Origin of the sequence: Shimia sp. (genome assembly GCF_041624275.1) — a bacterium.
Taxonomy (GTDB): domain Bacteria; phylum Pseudomonadota; class Alphaproteobacteria; order Rhodobacterales; family Rhodobacteraceae; genus Shimia.
In genome coordinates this window covers 1-21,457 of the sequence record NZ_JBFJVE010000022.1, presented here as the reverse complement: position 1 = coordinate 21,457, position 21,457 = coordinate 1, and the positions used below count along the sequence as shown (strand labels likewise).

Annotated in this window: 18 protein-coding genes; 9 read left to right on the top strand and 9 right to left on the bottom strand. The window is 64.1% G+C overall.

Annotated elements, in window-relative coordinates; translation table 11 throughout:
• The 3 genes from ABZD10_RS03290 to ABZD10_RS03280 all read right to left on the bottom strand — a co-directional run.
• On the bottom strand, window positions 1-1,466 hold a 1,466-nt coding region (locus ABZD10_RS03290; RefSeq protein WP_372884677.1), incomplete at its 3' end, for a 2Fe-2S iron-sulfur cluster-binding protein.
• Window positions 1,467-1,533: 67 nt separating this feature from the next.
• Window positions 1,534-1,863 (bottom strand): sarcosine oxidase subunit delta, encoded by a 330-nt coding sequence (locus tag ABZD10_RS03285; RefSeq protein ID WP_372884676.1) that lies wholly within the window; start codon window positions 1,861-1,863, stop codon window positions 1,534-1,536.
• 15 nt (window positions 1,864-1,878) lie between these two features.
• The gene (locus ABZD10_RS03280) at window positions 1,879-3,126 is read right to left on the bottom strand and encodes a sarcosine oxidase subunit beta family protein (RefSeq protein WP_372884675.1); all 1,248 of its coding nucleotides are present in this window, start codon (window positions 3,124-3,126) and stop codon (window positions 1,879-1,881) included.
• A gap of 181 nt (window positions 3,127-3,307) precedes the next feature.
• Between ABZD10_RS03280 and ccmI the strand changes: the two genes are divergently transcribed.
• Genes ccmI through ABZD10_RS03265 form a run of 3 tightly spaced genes read left to right on the top strand, consistent with a single transcriptional unit; the run spans window position 3,308 to window position 5,255 of the window.
• Complete coding sequence (gene ccmI / locus ABZD10_RS03275) at window positions 3,308-4,534, top strand: c-type cytochrome biogenesis protein CcmI (RefSeq protein WP_372884674.1); 1,227 nt, start codon at window positions 3,308-3,310, stop codon at window positions 4,532-4,534.
• Complete coding sequence (ruvX, locus tag ABZD10_RS03270) at window positions 4,531-5,013, top strand: Holliday junction resolvase RuvX (RefSeq protein WP_372884673.1); 483 nt, start codon at window positions 4,531-4,533, stop codon at window positions 5,011-5,013. The genes ccmI and ruvX overlap by 4 nt, the downstream gene beginning before the upstream one ends.
• Window positions 5,010-5,255 carry a DUF1289 domain-containing protein gene (locus ABZD10_RS03265; RefSeq protein WP_372884672.1) on the top strand — a complete coding sequence of 82 codons (246 nt, stop codon included), beginning with the start codon at window positions 5,010-5,012 and terminating at the stop codon, window positions 5,253-5,255. Before ruvX ends, ABZD10_RS03265 begins: the two co-directional genes overlap by 4 nt.
• 78 nt (window positions 5,256-5,333) lie before the next feature.
• Here the strand turns inward: ABZD10_RS03265 and ABZD10_RS03260 are convergent, their stop codons facing one another.
• The 6 genes from ABZD10_RS03260 to ABZD10_RS03235 form a co-directional block, all read right to left on the bottom strand.
• A complete protein-coding gene (locus ABZD10_RS03260; RefSeq protein WP_372884671.1) occupies window positions 5,334-6,155 on the bottom strand; it encodes a sulfite exporter TauE/SafE family protein in 822 nt (273 codons plus the stop codon).
• Between the two features lie 68 nt (window positions 6,156-6,223).
• The gene (dusA, locus tag ABZD10_RS03255) at window positions 6,224-7,231 is read right to left on the bottom strand and encodes a tRNA dihydrouridine(20/20a) synthase DusA (protein WP_372884670.1); all 1,008 of its coding nucleotides are present in this window, start codon (window positions 7,229-7,231) and stop codon (window positions 6,224-6,226) included.
• 409 nt (window positions 7,232-7,640) lie between these two features.
• Window positions 7,641-8,252, bottom strand: coding sequence for a TetR/AcrR family transcriptional regulator (locus ABZD10_RS03250; protein ID WP_372884669.1), 612 nt, complete (start codon window positions 8,250-8,252; stop codon window positions 7,641-7,643).
• A gap of 58 nt (window positions 8,253-8,310) precedes the next feature.
• Window positions 8,311-10,053, bottom strand: a complete 1,743-nt coding sequence (locus ABZD10_RS03245; RefSeq protein WP_372884668.1) for an aldehyde dehydrogenase family protein — start codon at window positions 10,051-10,053, stop codon at window positions 8,311-8,313.
• Window position 10,054: 1 nt separating this feature from the next.
• Window positions 10,055-11,683 (bottom strand): long-chain-fatty-acid--CoA ligase, encoded by a 1,629-nt coding sequence (locus tag ABZD10_RS03240; protein WP_372884667.1) that lies wholly within the window; start codon window positions 11,681-11,683, stop codon window positions 10,055-10,057.
• Between the two features lie 72 nt (window positions 11,684-11,755).
• Window positions 11,756-13,375, bottom strand: coding sequence for a GMC family oxidoreductase (locus ABZD10_RS03235; protein WP_372884678.1), 1,620 nt, complete (start codon window positions 13,373-13,375; stop codon window positions 11,756-11,758).
• 674 nt (window positions 13,376-14,049) lie between these two features.
• Here ABZD10_RS03235 and acs point away from each other — a divergent pair.
• The 6 genes from acs to ABZD10_RS03205 all read left to right on the top strand — a co-directional run bounded on the left by acs (window position 14,050) and on the right by ABZD10_RS03205 (window position 21,290).
• Window positions 14,050-16,014, top strand: a complete 1,965-nt coding sequence (acs, locus tag ABZD10_RS03230) for an acetate--CoA ligase (protein WP_372884666.1) — start codon at window positions 14,050-14,052, stop codon at window positions 16,012-16,014.
• Window positions 16,015-16,019: 5 nt separating this feature from the next.
• Window positions 16,020-16,703, top strand: a complete 684-nt coding sequence (locus tag ABZD10_RS03225) for an adenylate kinase (protein ID WP_372884665.1) — start codon at window positions 16,020-16,022, stop codon at window positions 16,701-16,703.
• Between the two features lie 79 nt (window positions 16,704-16,782).
• A complete protein-coding gene (locus tag ABZD10_RS03220; RefSeq protein ID WP_372884664.1) occupies window positions 16,783-17,040 on the top strand; it encodes a DUF4212 domain-containing protein in 258 nt (85 codons plus the stop codon).
• A gap of 15 nt (window positions 17,041-17,055) precedes the next feature.
• Window positions 17,056-18,819: a sodium:solute symporter family protein gene (locus ABZD10_RS03215; RefSeq protein ID WP_372884663.1), complete on the top strand. Its 1,764-nt coding sequence runs from the start codon at window positions 17,056-17,058 to the stop codon at window positions 18,817-18,819.
• 108 nt (window positions 18,820-18,927) lie between these two features.
• Window positions 18,928-20,751, top strand: coding sequence for a DUF294 nucleotidyltransferase-like domain-containing protein (locus ABZD10_RS03210; protein WP_372884662.1), 1,824 nt, complete (start codon window positions 18,928-18,930; stop codon window positions 20,749-20,751).
• 20 nt (window positions 20,752-20,771) lie between these two features.
• Window positions 20,772-21,290 (top strand): hypothetical protein, encoded by a 519-nt coding sequence (locus ABZD10_RS03205; RefSeq protein ID WP_372884661.1) that lies wholly within the window; start codon window positions 20,772-20,774, stop codon window positions 21,288-21,290.
• The last annotated feature ends 167 nt before the right edge of the window (window positions 21,291-21,457 follow it).

The window sequence follows — 21,457 nt, the reverse complement described above, 5'->3', positions numbered from 1 at the left end:
GTTTCGAAACCGGCGGCGCTTGCGGCCTGCGCACCGGCGGCGGCGGCGTCAGACACGACGCCACTCAGGTCCAGAGGCCCGCTGGCCGCTCCGGCGGTGACCACAAAGCCAGCGCCATTCTGGTTGGTCGGGGCGCGCGCCGGATCGGGGCGGAAATGCGCCTGGGTCTCGTCCCAGGTCAGCTTGCCGCCGCAGTGCGACCACAGGTGCACCACCGGCGACCAGCCACCCGACATGGCCACGGCGTCGCATTTGATCTCTTCCAGAACCGCGCCTTCTCCGGCCTGGGCGCAGATCGCCACGCCGGTCACGCGCTTGCTGCCCTTGACCTTGGCGATACCCTTGCCGTTCTCGACGCGGATGCCCATGGCGCGCGCTTCGTCGGCCAGCACCCCGCCACCCGAGGCGCGCGCATCCAGGATCACCGGCACTTCAAGACCGGCGTTTTTCAGCGCGATCGCGGTGCGATAGGCGTCATCGTTGTTGGTGACGACCACGGTGCGATCGCCTGAGGAGACGCCGTAATCGACCAGATAGTCGCGCACCGCCGAGGCCAGCATGACCCCGGGGATGTCATTGCCGGCAAAGGACAGCGGGCGTTCGATGGCGCCGGTGGCGGTGACGATCTGCTTGGTGCGGATGCGCCACAGGCGGTGGCGCGGGCCATCCATCTGCGGGGCGTGATCGGTCAGGCGCTCGTAGCCCAGCACATAGCCGTGGTCATAGACCCCTGCCCCCATCATGCGATTGCGCAGGGTGACGTTTTCCATGGCTTCGAGCTCGGCCACCAGCCGGTCGATATGCGCCGAGGCCGGCGCGCCGTCGATCTCGCCGCCGTCGACGGGCGTGCGGCCACCCCAATGGGCGGTCTGTTCCATCAGCAGCACCTTGGCCCCCGAGGCGCCTGCGGCCCGGGCCGCCTCGAGCCCGGCAATGCCGCCGCCGATCACCACCACATCGACGAAGGCATAGAAATGCTCGTAGGTGTCGGCGTCGCGGTCCTTGGGCACCTGGCCAAGGCCGGCCGACTGGCGCACGATGGGTTCGAACACATGTTTCCAGGCGAAGGCCGGGAACATGAAGGTCTTGTAATAGAAGCCCGCCGGGAAGAAACGGGTCATGTAGTTGTTCACCGCGCCGACATCGAACTCGAGGCTCGGCCAGTGGTTCTGGCTGGTGCAGCTGAGCCCGTCGAACAGCTCGGTGGTGGTGGCACGCTGGTTGGGTTCGAACTTGCCGCCCTGGCCGAGGTTGACCAGCGCGTTGGGCTCTTCGGCGCCCGAGGCGACGACGCCGCGCGGGCGGTGGTACTTGAACGAGCGGCCCATCATCATCTGGTCATTGGCCAGAAGCGCCGAGGCGAGCGTGTCGCCCTCGTAGCCGGTGAACTGCTTGCCGTTGAAGGTGAAATGCAGCTGTTTGCCCTTGTTCAGCAAACGGCCGCCGGTGGCGAGGCGGGTGCTCATGTGTCTGACCCCTTCGTGGTTTGTGGGGATGGGAGCCTTCGGCGAGGATATTTGGTGCAAGAGAAAGTCATGAGAACTCTCTCCACGTCCAGCCGGGGTGCTTGGCGGTGATGGCGTCCTTGATGTCCTGCGGCGGCTCCAGCGTCTGGGCGCTGTAGGTGCCGAAAACCTCGAGCGTAGTGGTCGAGCGGGCGGCGTGGAAGAACTTGCCGCAGCCGCTTTGGTGCCGCCAGCGTTCGAAATGCACCCCCTTGGGGTTCTCGCGCATGAAGAGATAGCCTTCGAACTCATCGTCGCTCGAGCCGGGGCCATAGCGCTTGAGATGCGCTTCGCCCTCGGCGTGGAGTTCGGTTTCCTCGGCATCGACGCCGCAATAGGGGCAGTTGAGGGTCAGCATGTCTTTGCCCTTTCCTTAATGTGCCACGCCGGCCGCGACGCTTTCGTCGATGAAGCGGCCCTCGATGAAACGGTCCATGCCGAATTCGGCGCAAAGCGGGCCCGGCTCGCCCCTGGCGATCAGCTCGGCCGTGGCCCAGCCGCCGCCGGGGATGGCCTTGAAGCCCCCCGTGCCCCAGCCGGCGTTGATGAAACAATTGCCCAGCGGCGTCTTGCCGATCACCGGCGAGCGGTCGCCGGTCACATCGACGATGCCGCCCCACTGGCGCAGCATCTTCAGCCGCGAGACGATGGGGAAGGTCTCGACCAGGGCGCGCACGGTTTCCTCGACATGGTGGAACGAGCCGCGCTGGGTGTAGTTGTTGAACCCGTCGGTGCCGCCGCCGATGACCATCTCGCCCTTGTCCGACTGCGACATGTAGCCGTGCACGGTGTTGGCCATGACCACTACGTCCATGCAGGGTTTGATCGGCTCGGAGACCAGCGCCTGGAGGGCGACGCTTTCCATCGGCAGGCGGAAGCCGGCCATGCGCGCCAGATCGCCCGAGTTGCCGGCCACCACCAGACCAAGCTTGTCGCAATCGATCGCGCCGCGGGTGGTGTCGACGCCGACCACCTTGCCGCCCGCCTGACGCACGCCGGTCACTTCGCATTTCTGGATGATGTCCATGCCCATGTCCGAGCAGGCCCGGGCATAGCCCCAGGCCACCGCGTCGTGTCGGCCGGTGCCGCCGCGTTCCTGCCAGAGCGCCCCCAGAACCGGATAGCGCGGACCGTCGATATTGATGATCGGCACCAGCTCCTTGACCCGCTCGGGGCCGATGAACTCGGTCTTCACCCCCTGCAGCGCATTGGCATGGGCGGTGCGCTCGTAGCCGCGGATCTCGGACTGGGTCTGGGCCAGCATCATCACGCCGCGCGGGGAGAACATGACGTTGTAGTTCAGATCCTGAGACATGGTCTCGTAGAGCGAACGGGCTTTTTCGTAGATCGCCGCCGAGGGATCCTGAAGGTAGTTGGAGCGGATGATGGTGGTGTTGCGGCCGGTGTTGCCGCCGCCCAGCCAGCCCTTTTCGATGATCGCGACATTGGTGATGCCGAAATTCTTGCCGAGGTAGAAGGCGGTGGCCAGGCCATGGCCGCCGGCACCCACGATGATCACGTCGTATTTCTTTTTCGGCTCCGGCGAACGCCAGGCGCGCTCCCAGCCTGTGTGGAACCGTGCGGCCTCGCGGGCGATGGCAAATGCTGAATAGCGTCTCATGGTCGTTGATTCCGGTGTCGGAGAAAGTCTGCTTTCGTCATACCCTGCCGGTGCCGGTTCTCACGGTATAAACCGTCCCTTTGCCGGTCGGTTGCGACATCCGGGTCGCGACCGGCGTTTTGGCCTTTTTTCCGGCGTCCGGGCACGGTAGACGGGGGGCGAAACCAGCTGGAGAGGCCCCATGCTATTCTGGATCATCGCCGTTGTCATCGCGCTGGCCGTTCTCGGCCTGCTGACGCGCGCCCTGCTGATGGGACGCAGCGGAGAAGAGCCGCCGGCGGCCTATGACCTGCGCGTCTATCGCGACCAGCTGAAGGAAGTCGACCGCGACCTGGCGCGCGGCGTGATCGCCGCCGCCGACGCGGAACGGGTGCGCACCGAGGTCTCGCGGCGCATTCTGGCGGCGGATGCGCAGCTTCAGAGCGGCGGCGACAGCGGCGGCCAGCCGCGCGCCGGCGCGACCGCCCTGATGGCGCTGATGGCGCTGGTGGTGCTTGGCGGCGGGCTCGGGCTGTACTGGGTTCTGGGCGCGCCGGGCTATGGCGACCTGCCGTTGCAGGCGCGGATCGCCGCCTCGAAGGAACTGCACGCAAGCCGCGCCAGCCAGGCCGAATTCGAGGCCAAGCTGCCGGCGCCGGCGCCGCTGAACCCCGAGAACGAATATACCGCGCTGGTGCTCAAGCTGCGCGACAAGGTGGCCGGGCGGCCGGACGACCTGCAGGGGAACAGGCTTCTGGCCCGCACCGAGGCCAATCTTGGCAATGACCGCGCCGCCTATGCGGCGCAGCGCGAGGTGCTGCGGCTTCTGGACGAGAAGGCCACCGCGCAGGATCACATCTTCTATGCCGAGCTGATGATCTCCGCGACCCAGGGCTATGTCTCGCCCGAGGCCGAGGCGGCGCTGACGGCGGCGATGAAACTGGCGCCGCGCCATCCGGTGGCGCGCTATTACTGGGGCCTGATGCTGATCCAGAACGACCGCCCCGACCTGGCCTTCCAGATCTGGGAAGAGCTGCTTTACGAAGGGCCGGCAGAGGCGCCATGGCTGATCCCGATCCGGGCCCGCATCGAAGAGCTGGCCTGGCTCGCCGGGGTCGATTTCCGCATGCCCGCCGCTGCCGAAACCCCTGCCGGACCGACGCCCGAGGATCTCGAGGCCGCCGGCCAGATGAGCGCCGAAGAGCAGCAGGAGATGATCCGCGGCATGGTCGCCAGCCTCGCCGAGCGGCTCGACGACGAAGGCGGCTCGGCCGAGGAATGGGCGCGGCTGATCGGCGCCTATGGCACGATGGGCGACAGCGCCGAGGCGGCCTCGGCCTGGGACCGGGCGCAAAGGGTATTTGACGGCGACGGCGCGGCGCTGGCCGTCTTGCGCGCCGCGGCGGCGCAGGCCGGGCTGGTGCAATGATCCATGTCCATGAGCACATGGAAGACCTGGCCGCGGCCCTGCCCCGCATGCAGGCGCTGATGGGGCTGGACCTCGGCACCAAGACCATCGGCGTCGCGGTCTCGGACAGTTTTCAGTCGGTGGCGACGCCGCTCGAGACCGTGAAGCGCAAGAAATTCGGCACCGACGCGGCGCGGCTTCTGGAAATCATCGACCATCGCAGCGTCGGCGGCATCATCCTAGGCCTGCCGCTGAACATGGACGGCTCGGAAGGGCCGCGCGCCCAGTCGACCCGCGCCTTTGCCCGCAACCTGTCGAAACTCACCCCCCTGCCGATCGGCTTCTGGGACGAGCGGCTGTCGACCGTGGCCGCCGAAAGGGCGCTTCTCGAGGCGGATACGACACGCAAGCGTCGCTCCGAGGTGATCGACCACGTGGCGGCCTCGTTTATTCTTCAGGGGGTGCTGGACCGGCTGGCCCATCTGAGGAGCGACATGTGAGCGGCAAATCCGAGAAAGATCGCGTCTGGAAACGCAACGAGGTGGACAGCCCCTGCGTGCAGGTCTGCGTGATCCACCCTGAAGAGCGGCTGTGCACCGGCTGCCTGCGCAGCATCGACGAGATCAGCCGCTGGTCGAAGATGACACCGGATGAGCGCAGCGCCATCATGCAGGAACTGCCGGCGCGCGCACCGCGCCTGCGCAAGCGCCGTGGCGGGCGCGCCGCGCGCACGGCGCGCTGACCCCGGTGGTCATGCCCGGCGGGTGCTGCCCCCCGCCGCCCCCCGCCGCCCGGCGCAGGACCGGCGCAGGACCGGCGCTTACCAGAAAGCCTTGCGCAGCATGTTCAGCGCCACCAGCGTCAGGAACACCGCGAACACCCGCTTCAGCGGCTTGGGGTCCATGGCATGGGCGATCCTGACCCCCAGCGGCGCGGTCAGCAGCGTCATCGCGATGACCAGCAGAAAGGCCGGCACATTCACCGCGCCAATGGTGAAGGGCGGGCGCGAAGGTGCTGAAATGTCAAGCAGAAGAAAGCCCGCGACCGAGGGCACCGCGATCAGCACCCCAAAGCCCGCCGCCGTCGCCACGGCGCGGTGGATGGCCACGTTGTGCAGCGCCATCAGCGGCACGCCGAAACTGCCGCCGCCGATCCCCATCAGCACCGACATGAAGCCCACCGCCGGGCTGAAAAGCGCCCGCCTGAGGCCCTTGGGCATCTCGGCGGCAAGGCGCCACTCGGGGCGGCCGAAGCCCATGTAAAGGCCGATCACGATGCCGAGACAGCCAAAGATCGCCTGCAGCGTGACCGAGCGCAGCGCGGCCGCCACCAGCACCCCCAGCACCGCGCCGACGGCAATGCCCGGCGCCCATGTGCGCAGGATCGACCAGTCGACGGCGCCCTTCCGGTTGTGGCTCAGAACCGAGCGCACCGAGGTGACGATGATGGTCGCCAGCGAGGTCGCCAGACACACCTGCATCAGCTGCGCGCCGCCATATCCCAGCGCCTGAAAGGCATAGAAGAAGGCCGGCACCAGGATGATGCCGCCGCCGACCCCGAGCAGGCCGGCCAGCACCCCGGCAAAGGCGCCGATCACCATCAGCATGGCGACCAGTGGCAACAGAAGCGAGAGATCGGGCATCGGGTCGTTCCTTATCGGCGGGCCTTATCGGCGGGGTTGATGGCAGGGGGCGCGGGCGGGCATCGGCGTCACGCGGACCGGGCGGGTTCGGCGGCCGCGGTGACATGGGCCAGTGCCGCGAGCAGCAGTTCGGGCCCGGCATTCTTGCGGCTGGCCCCTTCCGACAGGGTGCGGCGCCACATCCGCGCCCCGGGGCGTCCGGCGAAAAGGCCCAGCATGTGGCGGCTGATCTGGTGCAGACGCCCGCCCCCGGTCAGGTGACGCTCGATATAGGGCAGCATGTCGGCGACCGCCTGTTCGGCAGTCGTGGCATGGTCGCGGCAAAAGATCAGCCGGTCGGCCCCCAGCAGGATCTCGGCCGGGCTGTGATAGGCGGCGCGCCCGATCATCACCCCGTCAAGCCCGGCCTCGAGAAAGCCCTGCGCCTCGGCCAGCGAGGCCACGCCACCATTGACCGACAGGTGCAGCTGCGGAAAGGCCGCCTTCATCTCGTGTACAAGAGCGTAGTCCAGCGGCGGAATATCGCGGTTCTCCTTCGGGCTCAGCCCCTTGAGCCAGGCCTTGCGGGCATGGATGGTGACACGGCGCACCCCGGCCCCTGCAATCTTATCAAGGAAATCCGGCAGCACCTCGCGCGGCTCCTGATCGTCGACGCCGATGCGGCATTTCACCGTCACCTCGACCGGGCTCGCGGCGATCATTTCCGCCGCGCAGTCGGCCACCAGCCCCGGGGATTTCATCAGCACCGCCCCGAAGGTGCCCGACTGCACCCGGTCCGAGGGGCAGCCGACATTGAGGTTGACCTCGTCATAGCCGCGCGCCGCCGCCAGCCGGGTCGCCTCGGCCAGTTCGCGCGGGTCCGACCCGCCCAGCTGCAGCGCCACCGGGTGCTCTTCGGGGCTGTGGTCCAGCAGATGCACCGCCCCGCCCCGCACCAGCGCCGGGGCGGTGACCATCTCGGTGTAAAGCAGGGTCTCGCGCGACAGCAGCCGGTGCAGATAGCGGCAATGGCGGTCGGTCCAGTCGAGCATCGGTGCGACGGAAAGGCGGGCTGCTTTTCGTGCGTTATCTTTCAAAGCGTTCACTCCATATGCCCCGAATTTGCCCTGAACTCGGCGTCACACGATATCGCCTGGGTTCACCGAAATTCCGGGGGGGTTCGGAGGGTCTTGATTCGAGCGTGCTACGGTTTAGCACATCTCGCAGGCGCGGACAGGTGCCCGAGAACCGCGCCTTCCGCTGCCAAGACCCCTGCGCCGCCCCAGGTTTCAGATGCGCTCTGCCGCCTGACTTCGCAGCGCGGAGGCCGGTAGGCGACGAGCATTTGCCGCAACAAGGTCAGGCGGCATCGCGGCGCCGGGCCGCGCGGTGCATGACATGGCTGAAACCGGTTGCGCCGCCTCGAACGCCGACCTCGGCGATACCCGCAGCGGAAGGCACACCGCCCGGAATACCAAAGCCCTGACGCGTCGGAAACAAAGCCGGTTACAAGAACTGCGCCAAGAGCGCGCGGAAAGTGGCGGCAAGCTCTTCGCGGGTGCGGGTTTCGCTTCCGATCTGCCCCTGCATGAGGTGGCGGAACGCGCCATCCAGCAGCGCATAATAGATCTCGATCTGTTCGGGCACGGGTTTTCCGGCCCGTTCGAAGGCCGAGCGCACGATGTCGATCAGCATACCTTCGATCTCTGCCACCACCGGGCGGAAGCTGGCGTCAAACATCGCTTGGGTCCGAATGTCATACCACAGGCGATGGGTCATCTCATCGTCGACAATCGATGAAACCAGCGCCTCGGAAAAGGCCGAGATCACCTGTTCGCGCCCGCGTGACTCGTTCAGCGCCTCGACGATGTTGCGAACGAATTCCTGCTTGTAGATCGAGACGCAGTAGATGATCAGGTCCGACCGATCCTCGAAGTAGTAATGCAGCATCCCCAAGGACAGATCGCATTTGTCCGCGATATCCCGCAGCGACGTATTGGCATAGCCCAGCTCTTTCAGTGCCTCGATGGCGCTTTCCGCGATCTGACGTTTCTTGGCTTCTCTCTTGGCGCTTTTTCGTTCGGCGCGCGCCTTCAGTTTTGCAGGCAGTTCATTCATGGGACACACATCGGCGTTCGCCAGGCGGAAGGCAAGCCCTTCCGCCCGCAAATTCCGTCTAACCCATCAGGGCGTGGTAGAATATCCTCGGCAGCTTGAGCCAACTCGGCCGGTGCTGAAATCGGGTCAAGGCCTCGCCGATCTTGTGCTGACGCTTGTTGGTTATGAAGAATGGCGGGCGTGGCAACAAAGAGAACTGCAGCGACAGCAGCCCGCGCGGAAAGGGCCGCCAGGGGGCCCTGACCACGCAGCGTTCGGTGTTCTCGAGCATGAAGCTATTGTGCACGGTGCCAATTCCCGAACCGACGTCGTCAATTGTGTGACCGGGAAAAGCGCCCCAGGGACAGGCGGTGATCAGAAAGCCCAGGCCGCACCAGCCATTGATGCCAATCGTGCCATAGCGCAGTTCGGCAAGGATTTCCTCGAACCGTTTCCTGCCTATCTTGCGGATCGTCTTCGGGTGGATCAGAATCTGACCACCCAGGGTTCCCGCGAGTTCCTCGTTGGCGAAACGCACCGCCGCCTCGAGGTAGGTGGCCGGATCAGGCGCATCCAGTTCCTTGATACTCAGAGCCGGCGCGAAAACCTCGCAGGACGCGTTGAACATGTCCTCGCGGAACTCGCCGACGACCAGTGGCGGCGCAATCGGGCCCCGGTCGACCCTGTCAACCCTGCCACTGTGCTCGGCATAGGTCTCGAGGCGCTGTTCAGCGCCGGGATACCAGGCCGGACGGGTCGACTTGGACGCGACGTTCTTGACCGCAGCGATCAGCCGCGCCCCCTTGTTCCAGCCTTTGGGCATGACAAGCGCCTGAACGGCCACGCAGTTGTGGCCCGAGTTATGCAGCTTCATCGTGGCAATGTTTTCCGCCTGAAAGCTGATGTCTGTGGATGACCACGGTCCGGGCACCACGATGGTCGGGCCGACGCCACCGAGTTCCGAGGTGAAGCGTTTGGCGTTTTTCGGTGTGCCCGCTTTCCGGTTCCTTTCGGCTTCCTCTCCGACTCCCCAGACGATCGCATCATGGGTGCTGTTCGCCCCGGTTATGTGCAGTTCTTCGATTGTCGGGTGATCGCAGAGATAGGCCCCCCCTTTGGAATCGCCCCTGACGATGCGCAGATAGCCCTCGTCGATGAAAGGCTTCATCGCGATCTTGTAGTAGTCGGTCAGATAGTCGTTGACCGGGTTCATCTTCAGGATCACCACTTGGTTTTCCAGATACAGTTTTTGCAGAACGTCCAGCGGGGTGATGGCGTTGACGTTGCCGGCCCCGAGCACCAGGGCCACCTTGCCCCGACGCTGGTTCGCCGGCCCGTCATAGGCAGTGGCCGCGTGGGTTTTCAAGTTGGCCGCGTTCACCCCCTTCTGCATCCAGACCTCTGCCGAGACACCCGACAGCAACAATCGGTCCCACAGGGAATGAGGCAGCACCTTCACGGCCAGCTGGCCGGTCACCAGGTCCCGCGTCGGCAAATGGTCCAGGAACCTCTTCCCTTGCATCTGGCGCAGCGTGTTCATCAGACCATTGCAGCCGGCCATACAGGCGTAGGGTCCGGCAATCCACTCCTCGCCGGCCACGGCGGTGCCCGGTTTCAGGCCCTTCTTGCGGGCCGCCTCTTCTGCCCAGCCCTTGGCCACCTTGAGGATGCCGTCCTTCATATCCGCCAGCAGCCTGATCCGTTCGGGTACCGGCAAACGCGCCCATTTGTCCTTGTTGCCATCCAGAACCGTCAGCGCGTCCTCGTAGGCCTCATACAGGGCATCCTGCCCGGCCAGCGTGATTTGTGCCGCGTCAAGCATCTCAAACACCTCTTTCGATCAAAGTATTGCCGAACCGGGCGCGCAGCTGGTTCTTGAGCATCTTGCCCGTGGCATTCAGGGGGATTTCATCGGTGAACACCACGGCGTCGGGCACCTGCCAGCTTGCCACCTTGCCGTCATACATTGCGATGATCTCGCCCTCGCTCGGATCGGCCCCCTCGGCCTTTACGGCGATGACGATCGGACGCTCGTCCCATTTCGGATGCGCCGCGCCGATCGCAGCCGCCATGGCCACGCCGGGGTGCGATACGGCGATGTTTTCGAGATCAACCGAGGAAATCCACTCTCCGCCCGATTTGATAATGTCCTTGGTCCTGTCCCGGATCACCATGAAGCCATCCGCATCTATCGAGGACACGTCCCCGGTGTCGAACCAGCCATCATCCGTCGTCGCCGCAGCCTCCTTGCCGAAATAGGTCTCGACAACCCAGTGGCCACGGCACTGCAAAGCGCCCTGGGCCTCACCGTCATGGGGCAGCGGCCTGCCCTCATCGTCCACGATCCGCAGGTCGATCCCGAACGGAGGGCGGCCTTGCCCCAGGCGCAAAAGCGCCATCGCCTCGGCATCGAGGTCGGCATGTTTGCCTTTCGGCAGGTTGGCCGTTCCCAGAGGCGAGGTTTCGGTCATGCCCCAGGCATGAATCGTGTCGCAGTCATAGAGATCCCGGAAGGCCGCGATCATCGAAGGTGCCGCAGCCGAACCGCCAATGACGTTGCGGCGCAGGGTCGCCATCCTGGAGCCGTTTTTCTCGGCCGAGGCCAGCAGCATCATCCAGATTGTCGGCACGCCCAGCGCCAGGGTGACCTTTTGGTCGTCAATCAGGCCCAGCAGGCTGTCACCATCCAGCATCGGGCCGGGCATCACCAGCTTGGCGCCGGTCATCGCGGCGGCGTAGGGAATTCCCCAGGCGTTTGCGTGGAACATCGGAACAACCGGCAGGATCGTCTCGGATGCCGAAAGTGCCAGCGCATCCGGCAATGAGATCGCGAAGGTATGGATCATCGTCGAGCGATGGTAGTAGAGCACCCCCTTGGGATTGCCGGTCGTGCCTGATGTGTAACACAGGGAGCAGGCCGTATTCTCGCTGATCCGAGGCCATTCATAGCCGTCATCGCCCTCTTCGATCAGCTCGTCGAAAAACACGGCTTCCGGCAGAGCCGCAACGACATCCTCGTCGCGCGCGCCCATGAAAATGAAATGTTCGATCGTCTTCAGCTGCGCTTTCGTTGCCGTGATCAAGGGCATGAAGGTCTTGTCGAAAAGGATCGCCCTGTCGCCGGCATCGTTGCAGATGAAGATGAACTGCTCGGGTGGCAGGCGCGGGTTCAGCGTGTGGCAGACCATGCCGCCGCCGGAAACCGCGAACCAGGTTTTCAGGTGGCGATGGTTGTTCCAGGCCAGGGTGGCAACTCGGTCGCCCTGCTCCAGGCCAAGGGTGCCCAAGGCCGAAGCAAGCCTGCGCGAAGCGGCGGCCACCGCGCTCCAATTCGTGACATTCAATTCACCTGTCGTCTCGCGGCTGACGATTTCGGTATCCGCGTGGTATTTCCCGGCATGCACGATCAGATCGCTGATCAGCAGCTCTTGTTTCATCATCGAACCCAGCATGGGCGGTCTCCCGGTTTTTCGGTCATGTTTGAAGCCTCCGCCCCTGCACAAGGCGCGGATCGGTTTAACGGATCAGGCGGCGTATTCGGCCTTGATCATGTCGGCGCATTTCTCTCCGATCATGATCGACGGCGCGTTGGTGTTGCCCGACACCAGCAGCGGCATGACCGAGGCGTCGGCCACGCGCAGACCTTGCAGCCCGTGCACTTTCAGCTGCGGGTCGACCACGGCCATGTCGTCGATGCCCATCTTGCAGGTCCCCACGGGGTGATACACCGTGTCGGCACGGTTGCGGATATGCTGCTCCCATTCTGCGTCCGTGGTGTTGTCATGCACGCCGAAGAGTTCCTTGTGCCGGTATTTCGCCAAGGCCGGCGCCTCGAGAATGGCGCGGGTCATCTTGGCCCCCCTGATCAGGGTCTGCAGATCGCGGTCATCCGAAAGGAATTTCGGATCAATGCCGGGCGCCGCCAACGGATCGTCGGACTGCAGGAAAACCTCGCCCCGCGAATGCGGCCGCAGCACGCAGACATGGCAGGAATAGCCATGCCCCAGATGCAGCTTGCGCGCATGGTCATCGACAATGGAGATCACGAAATGGGTCTGCACATCCGGGCGCTCCAGGGCCGGATCGGTTTTGAAGAAGGAACCGCATTCGGTGATTGTTGAGGCGACCATGGAATTGCCATGCTTGCGCCATTTGAAGATTTCGCCGACCAGTTTTACCGTCGCACGCAGCCCGATGCCGAGATTGTCGCGATCCTTGGACTTGTAGGCCATGATGAAATCGAGATGGTCCTGCAGGTTCTGTCCGACGCCCGGGGATTCATGCACCATCCCGATCCCGTGCGGGGTGATATCCTGAGGCCGGCCGACACCGGACAACTGCAGCAGCTGCGGCGACTGGAAGGCGCCACCACTGAGGATCACCTCCTTGCGGGCATGAACCTGCTTGGTTTTCTTCCCCTGACGATAGGCTATGCCGACCGCCCGCTTGCCTTCGAACAGGATTCTGGTGGCATGCGCCCCGGTGATCACCGTGAGATTGGGGCGCTTGTCCATGACCGGAAACAGATAGCCCGAAGCGGCGGAACAGCGCTCGCCATTCTTTTCCTTGTCGTGCCAGATCGTGGTCTGCCAGTAGCCAGCGCCCTCGTTGTCGCCCGCATTGAAATCTTCGACACGTCTGATCTGCATTTCCCTGTTGGCCTCGATGAAGGCTTCGGAAATCGGACGGGGCGCCTTTTGATCCGAAACCTGTAGCGGGCCGCTGTTGCCATGGGCATCGCTAGCGCCCCGCACGTTGTTTTCGGCCTTCTTGAAATAGGGCAGGACGCTTTCCCAGTCCCAGCCCTCATTGCCCAGCTCCGCCCAGCTGTCATAGTCTTCTTTCTGTCCGCGCACATACAACATGGCGTTGATGGCACTTGATCCGCCAAGCGCCTTGCCGCGCGGCTGGTAGCCCACCCGACCATTCAAACCGGGCTGGGGCACTGTGTTGAAAGCCCAGTTGTTGATCCTGCCATATCCGGGCAGCATCGCCACCACACCCATGGGCGCGCGGATCAGGATATCCCGTCCCCCGCCCCCGGCCTCCAGCAGGCAGACCTTTGTGTCGGGATTCTCGCTCAGACGCGACGCAATCGTCGCTCCCGCAGACCCCCCTCCTACGACCACGAAGTCATATTGCATTTCTCTCTCCCTTTTTCCGTCCGCGTTCGCGACGGGATCCTCCCCCAAAGCAAGGGAATCCCCCTCCCTTTGCTTTGCGGCCTCAAGTCATCAAACATAAAATTTGGACAAAAGTCCAGTTTAATTGTTTGAGCGCGACCCAACGCAGCCTTTCGCGACACGCCTGCGGGCACCCCTGCCACCGATCTCGTTCCGGGTGACGCAGGATTTGAGCAGATCGCAGGGCCTATTCCTCAACCGCGCCGCCCCCCGTTTCTTGCCCCGGCCCCACAACAGCGCCGCGACCGGAAACCATGATCGCGGCGCGCAGGGCGATTCCACGCCGGGCACGGGTTACTGCATGCGGATGCATACAATTGCATACCGTAACCATTTGTCACACCTACGCAGTTCTGGGTATTTGCGCTAACAAGCATCGAAACAGCCCCCCCGCGCGCGCTGGAAAATTGTATCTTTTACTCCCACCGCACTGTTTTTAATCGTTTATTTTTCAAAAATTTTCCACTTTTTACAAATTTCCCCGCGAAACTGGAAACCTCTTTACAAAAACATCCTTACCTTTCGGCGCCTTATTTCAAAATTTTCAGTCTCATCTATGATCCATGCAAGACCGGACACCCCCTGTCCCATCTGCCAGCCCACTGGCATAACCCAAACTCGAGGGAGGAGCCTCAATGTCGTCTGATGCAACCGCCAACCCAAGTTTTGCGCCATCTGCCGAAATGGTCGCCAACGCACATGTGGACGCTGCGCGCTATGAAGAGATGTACGCCGCCTCGGTCAACGACCCCGAGGCCTTCTGGGGCGAACACGGCAAGCGGATCGACTGGATCAAGCCCTTCACCAAGGTCAAGAACACCTCTTTCGAGCCCGGCAAGATCGACATCAAATGGTTTGAAGACGGCACGCTGAACGTCAGCGCGAACTGCATCGACCGCCACCTCGAGACCCGCGGCGACCAGACCGCGATCATCTTCGAGCCGGATGATCCCAACGAAGCCGCCCAGCATATCACCTACAAGGACCTGCACGGCAACGTCAGCCGCATGGCCAACGTCCTGAAGTCGATGGGCGTCGCCAAGGGCGACCGGGTCGTCATCTATCTTCCGATGATCCCCGAAGCCGCCTATGCCATGCTGGCCTGCGCCCGCATCGGCGCCATCCACTCGATCGTCTTCGCCGGCTTCTCGCCCGACGCTCTGGGCGCCCGGATCAACGGCTGCGACGCCAAGGTGGTGATCACCGCCGACGCCGCCCCCCGCGGCGGCCGCAAGACCAAGCTCAAGGACAACGTCAACCAGGCGCTGCTGCATGACGTGGACGAGGTCAAATGCCTCGTGGTGCAGCGCACCGGCGATCAGGTGGCCTGGCGCGATGGTCTGGACTTCTGGCTGCATGAAGAGCTGGAAAAGGTCTCCGACGATTGCCCGGCGGAAGAGATGAATGCCGAAGACCCGCTGTTCATCCTCTATACCTCGGGGTCGACCGGCCAGCCCAAGGGCGTGGTGCATTGCTCGGGCGGTTATCTCGTCTGGGCCGCGATGACCCAGGAAATCACCTTCGACTACCATGATGGCGACATCTACTGGTGCACCGCCGATGTCGGCTGGGTCACGGGTCACAGCTATATCGTCTACGGCCCGCTGGCCAATGGCGCCACCACGCTGATGTTCGAAGGCGTGCCGACCTACCCGGATGCCAGCCGCTTCTGGCAGGTCTGCGAAAAGCACAAGGTGAACCAGTTCTACACCGCCCCGACCGCGCTGCGCGCGCTGATGGGCCAGGGCGAAGAGTTCGTCAACCGCTGCGACCTGTCCAGCCTCAAGGTGCTGGGCACCGTCGGCGAGCCGATCAACCCCGAAGCCTGGAACTGGTATTACAACGTCGTCGGCAAGGGCAACTGCCCCATCGTCGACACCTGGTGGCAGACCGAGACCGGCGGCCATATGATGACCCCCCTGCCCGGTGCCCATGCCGCCAAGCCGGGCGCGGCCATGAAACCCTTCTTCGGCGTTCAGCCGGTGGTTCTCGAGCCCACCTCGGGCGAAGAGATCCACACCTACCCGGTCGAGGGCGTGCTCTGCATGAAAGACAGCTGGCCCGGCCAGATGCGCACCGTCTGGGGCGATCACGAGCGCTTCGAGAAAACCTATTTCTCGGACTACAAGGGCTACTACTTTGCCGGTGACGGCTGCCGCCGCGACGAAGATGGTGATTACTGGATCACCGGCCGCGTCGATGACGTGATCAACGTCTCGGGCCACCGTATGGGCACCGCCGAGGTCGAAAGCGCACTGGTGGCACATGCCGCCGTCGCCGAGGCCGCCGTGGTCGGATACCCGCATGAGATCAAGGGCCAGGGCATCTACTGCTATGTCACCCTGATGAACGATCAGGAACCCTCGGAAGAGCTTCGCAAGGAGCTGCGCACCTGGGTGCGCACCGAGATCGGCCCCATCGCCAGCCCCGACCTGATCCAATGGGCCCCCGGCCTGCCCAAGACCCGTTCGGGCAAGATCATGCGCCGCATCCTGCGCAAGATCGCCGAGAACGACTATGGCGCCCTGGGCGACACCTCGACGCTGGCGGAACCGGCGGTGGTCGACGACCTGATCGAAAACCGGATGAACAAGGGTTAACTCACATGCTTGACACGAAAGGCGCCGGCGCGCCGGTTCTGATCCTTCTCGGCCCTCCCGGGGCCGGGAAAGGGACCCAGGCGCGCGTATTGGAAGAAAAATTCGGTCTGGTGCAGCTGTCGACGGGCGACCTTCTGCGCGCCGCCGTGGCCGCCGGCACCCCTGCCGGCCTTGCCGCCAAGGCGGTGATGGAAGCCGGCGATCTGGTCTCGGACGAGATCGTCATCAACATCCTGCGCGACCGGCTCCAGGACGCGGACTGCGCCAAGGGCGTGATCCTCGACGGCTTCCCGCGCACCACGGTCCAGGCCGAAGCGCTGGACGAGCTGCTGGGCGAAAGCGGCCAGAAGATCAACGCCGCGATCTCGCTCGACGTCGAGGACGCGGCCATGGTGACGCGGATTTCCGGCCGCTATACCTGCGCCGCCTGCGGCGAAGGGTACCATGACCAATTCAAGCAGCCCGCCAAGGATGGCGTCTGCGACAAATGCGGAGGCACGGAAATGAAACGCCGCGCCGACGACAATGCCGAAACCGTGGCAAGCCGACTTGAAGCTTACCACGCGCAGACGGCACCGCTCATTGCCTACTATGACGGCAAGGGCAGCCTGCAACGGGTCGACGCCATGGGCGATATCGACGTGATTGCCGGCAATCTGAGCGCCATCGTCGAAAAGGCGACGGCGTAAGGGGGAAGTGTAAGGGCCGGTCCTGTTGCATGAGGGACCAGTTCTTATGGAGGAAACGGAAACGAGGGAGGAGCCATACATGGCCGACAACTCATCCAATAACGCATATTGGTCCGCCAACTTGCGCATCATCAAGATCAGCCTCGTCATCTGGGCGCTGGTCTCTTTCGGGTTCGGCATCCTGCTGCGCCCGCTCTTGGCCGGCATCTCTGTCGGCGGAACTGATCTGGGCTTCTGGTTTGCCCAGCAGGGATCAATCCTTGTCTTCCTGGCGCTGATTTTCTTCTACGCCTGGCGGATGAACAAACTCGACGCCGAACACGGCGTGGAAGAATAAGGGAGCAAGGAACAGATGGATCAGTTTGTTCTAAACTGGATTTTCATTGGCGCGTCCTTCGCGCTTTATATCGGGATCGCGATCTGGGCCCGCGCCGGATCGACCTCGGAATTCTATGCCGCAGGTCGCGGCGTTCACCCGATCACCAACGGTATGGCCACCGGCGCCGACTGGATGTCGGCCGCCTCGTTCATCTCGATGGCCGGTCTCATCGCCTTCACCGGCTATGACAACTCGTCGTTCCTGATGGGCTGGACCGGCGGCTACGTGCTGCTCGCCCTGCTGCTGGCGCCCTACCTGCGCAAGTTCGGCAAGTTCACCGTGTCCGAGTTCATCGGCGACCGCTTCTACAGCCCGACCGCGCGCCTTGTGGCGGTGATCTGCCTGATCGTGGCTTCGACCACCTATGTGATCGGTCAGATGACCGGCGTCGGCGTCGCCTTTGGCCGCTTCCTCGAAGTGGACAACGTCACCGGCCTGCTGATCGGTGCCGCAGTGGTCTTCGCCTATGCGGTGTTCGGCGGCATGAAGGGTGTGACCTATACCCAGGTGGCGCAGTACTGCGTTCTGATCGTGGCCTACACCATCCCGGCGATCTTCATCTCGCTGCAACTGACCGGCAACCCGATCCCGGGTCTGGGCCTGTTCGGCGATCACGCCGCATCGGGTGAGCCGCTGCTGCAAAAGCTGGATGCTCTGGTCACCGAGCTGGGCTTCAACAGCTACACCGGACACCATGCCGACACGCTGAACATGGTTCTGTTCACCCTGTCGCTGATGATCGGTACCGCAGGTCTGCCGCATGTTATCATGCGCTTCTTCACCGTGCCGAAAGTCTCGGACGCACGCTGGTCGGCAGGCTGGACCCTGGTGTTCATCGCCCTTCTGTACCTGACGGCCCCGGCCGTGGGTGCCATGGCGCGCGTGAACCTGATCACCACCGTCTATCCCGACGGCACCGCATCGGCACCGATCGACTATGAATCGCGTCCCGACTGGATGGCGACCTGGGAAAAGACCGGTCTTCTGAAGTACGAAGACAAGAACGGCGACGGCAAGATCCAGTGGTACAACGAGAAGTCGGCTGACTTCGCGGCAACCGCTGCCGAACGTGGCTGGGAAGGTTCCGAACTCAGCGTGAACCGTGACATCCTGGTTCTGGCAAACCCTGAAATCGCACAGCTTCCGGGCTGGGTGATCGCGCTGGTCGCGGCCGGTGGCCTTGCCGCCGCCCTGTCCACCGCGGCAGGTCTGCTGCTGGCGATCTCTTCGGCGGTGAGCCACGACCTCATCAAGGGTGCGATCAACCCCAACATCTCGGAAAAAGGCGAACTGATGTCCGCCCGTATCGCGATGGCGGTGGCGATCGCCGTGGCCACCTATCTCGGCCTCAACCCTCCGGGCTTCGCAGCGCAAACCGTGGCTCTGGCCTTCGGTCTGGCGGCAGCGTCGATCTTCCCGGCTCTGATGATGGGCATCTTCACCAAGGTGAACAACAAGGGTGCCGTGGCCGGCATGCTGGCAGGTCTGATCGTGACCCTGGTCTACATCTTCCTGCACAAGGGCTGGTTCTTCATCCCGGGCACCAACTCGTTCTCGGATGCTGACCCGCTTCTGGGCACCATCAAGTCGACCTCGTTCGGTGCCATCGGCGCACTGATCAACTTCGCGGTCGCCTTCGTGGTCTCGAAATCGTCGGATGCGATCCCGGCCGAGATCGAGGACCTGGTCGAAAGCGTGCGCATCCCCAAGGGTGCTGGCGCCGCTCTGGATCACTGATCGGGGCGGGCGGGCCGCCCAGAGGCGACGGCCCGCCCTCTGTTAATTCGGTCCTGCCCGGTCTATACTGGGCAGGACCTTTTTCTTTTCACTTCAAGGCCCTCCTCCATGCCATTGACCCAAGACCAGATCGTGCGGTTCCTGAAATCCGTGCATCCTTACGACGCGCTGCCCGAGGGTGTCGTCGAGACCCTGGCGCCGCAGTTCGACGCCTGGGAAATCGAACAGGGCTTTGCCGCCTATGACGCCGGCGAGCCCTCGCCCGGCCTGTTCCTGGTCTATGAAGGCATGATCGAGGTGCGCGACGAAAACGACGTCGTGGTCTCGCATCTGGGCACCCGCAACTCCTTCGGCGAACGCGGGCTCCTGCGCGGTGGCGTGGCGCTGACCAGTGCCCGCGCCGACGAGCATTCGGTGGTTCTGGTGCTGCCGCCGGCGGCGTTTCACAAGCTGATCGAAGACCATGCGCCGGTGCGCAAGTTCTTCGACCGCACCCGCGCCGAACGCCCGCAGGACCAGTCGCTGGCCACCAGCCTCGTCGAGACGCTGATGGCACGTGGCCCGATGACCTGCACCCCGGACACCAGCGTGCAGGAGGCGGCGCAGCTGATGCATGCGCGGCGCATCTCGTCGCTCTGCGTGACCGAAGACGACAACCTGAGCGGCATCCTGACCACCCGCGACCTGTCGGGCAAGGTTCTGGCCAAGGCCCGCCCGGTAACCACCCCGGTGCGCGAGGTGATGACCACCAACCCGGTGACCCTGTCGCCCAAGGCGATCGGCTCGGACGTGCTGCACATGATGATGGAACGCAAGGTCGGCCATATCCCGATCGTCGAAAGCGGCCGCCTTGTCGGCATCGTCACCCAGACCGACCTGACCCGTTTCCAGGCCGTCAGCTCGGCCGAGCTGGTCAGCGAGATCGCCCATGCCGACACCGCCGAGGACATGGCCAGGGTCACGGCGCGCATTCCCCAGCTGCTGGTGCAGCTGGTCGCCGGCGGCAACCGCCACGAGGTCGTCACCCGGCTGATCACCGATGTCGCCGATACCGCCACCCGGCGGCTGCTGGCCCTGGCCGAGGACAAGTTCGGCCCGCCCCCGGCGCCCTACCTGTGGCTGGCCTGCGGCAGCCAGGGTCGTCAGGAGCAGACCGGGGTCAGCGACCAGGACAACTGCCTGATGCTGCATGATTCCGCCACCGAGGACGACATGGCCTATTTCCGCAGCCTTGCCGACTTCGTCTGCGACGGGCTCAACACCTGCGGCTATGTCTATTGTCCGGGCGACATGATGGCGACCAACCCGCGCTGGTGCCAGCCGCTGCGGGTGTGGCGGGATTATTTCGAGGGCTGGATCAACAATCCCGACCCCGAGGCCCAGATGCTGGCCAGCGTGATGTTCGACCTGCGCCCCATCGGCGGCCATTTCCACCTGTTCGGCGACCTTCAGGAAGAGACGCTGAAGGCGGCCAGCGAAAACTCGATCTTCGTCGCCCATATGGTGTCGAACTCGCTCAAGCACCAGCCGCCGCTGGGGCTGCTGCGCGGTCTGGCGACGATCCGCTCGGGCGAGCACAAGAACCAGATCGACATGAAACACAACGGCGTGGTGCCGATCGTCGACCTGGCGCGGATCTACGCCCTGCAGGGGCGGCTGACCGCGGTCAACACCCGCGCCCGGCTGGAAGAGGCCGCGCACAGCGGCACCCTGTCGAAATCGGGCGCCAAGGATCTGCTCGATGCCTATGACCTGATCGCCGAAACCCGGCTGATGCATCAGGCCAACCTGGTCAAGGACGGCCAGGCCCCCGACAACTACCTGCTGCCGGCCGAGCTGTCGGATTTCGAACGCAGCCATCTGCGCGACGCCTTCGTGGTCGTGAAAACCCTGCAATCGGCCATCGGACATGGCCGCGGCATGCTGGGCTGAGGCCCGAGAGGAGAACACTTATGTTTCTGGAACTGATCGCCACCGTTTTCGCCGGTCTCGCGGCCGCTGGGATCGTGCTGGGTCTGAACAAGGGGCTCAAGGGCCGGTTGCCGAAATGGAGCCTGCCGGTGGCGGCGGGCGCGGCGATGCTGGCCTCGACGATTTCCAGTGAGTACAGCTGGTTTCCGCGCACCAAGTCCAGCCTGCCCGAAGGGCTCGAGATCGTGCAGACCGTGGACGGCAGCGCCTTTTACCGGCCCTGGACGCTGTTGAAACCCTTTACCGAACGTTTCGCGGCGCTCGACACGGTGTCGATCAGCAGCCACGCGGCGCAGCCCGACATGCAGATGGCCGACCTCTATTTCTACGGCCGCTGGGCCCCGGTGTCGAAACTCGCCGTGCTGGCCGACTGCGCCACCGGGCGGCGCGCGGCGCTGGCCGATGCCATCAAGTTTCATGATGACGGCACGGTCAGCGGCGCCGAATGGGTCCGACCCGACGCCGGTGATCCGATTTTGACCAAGATTTGTAAGAGGTAGCGATGTTCACGTCTCTCAGCCTGCGACTGCGGATTTTCCTGTTCTTCTGCCTGGTGGCGCTGGGTGGCACCGGCTTCGTTCTGCTGGCGATCTATATCGGCTACAACCGCGCCCTTGGCGGAGACATGCTGTCGGCCTTTGTCTTCACCGGCATGCTGGCCGGCTTC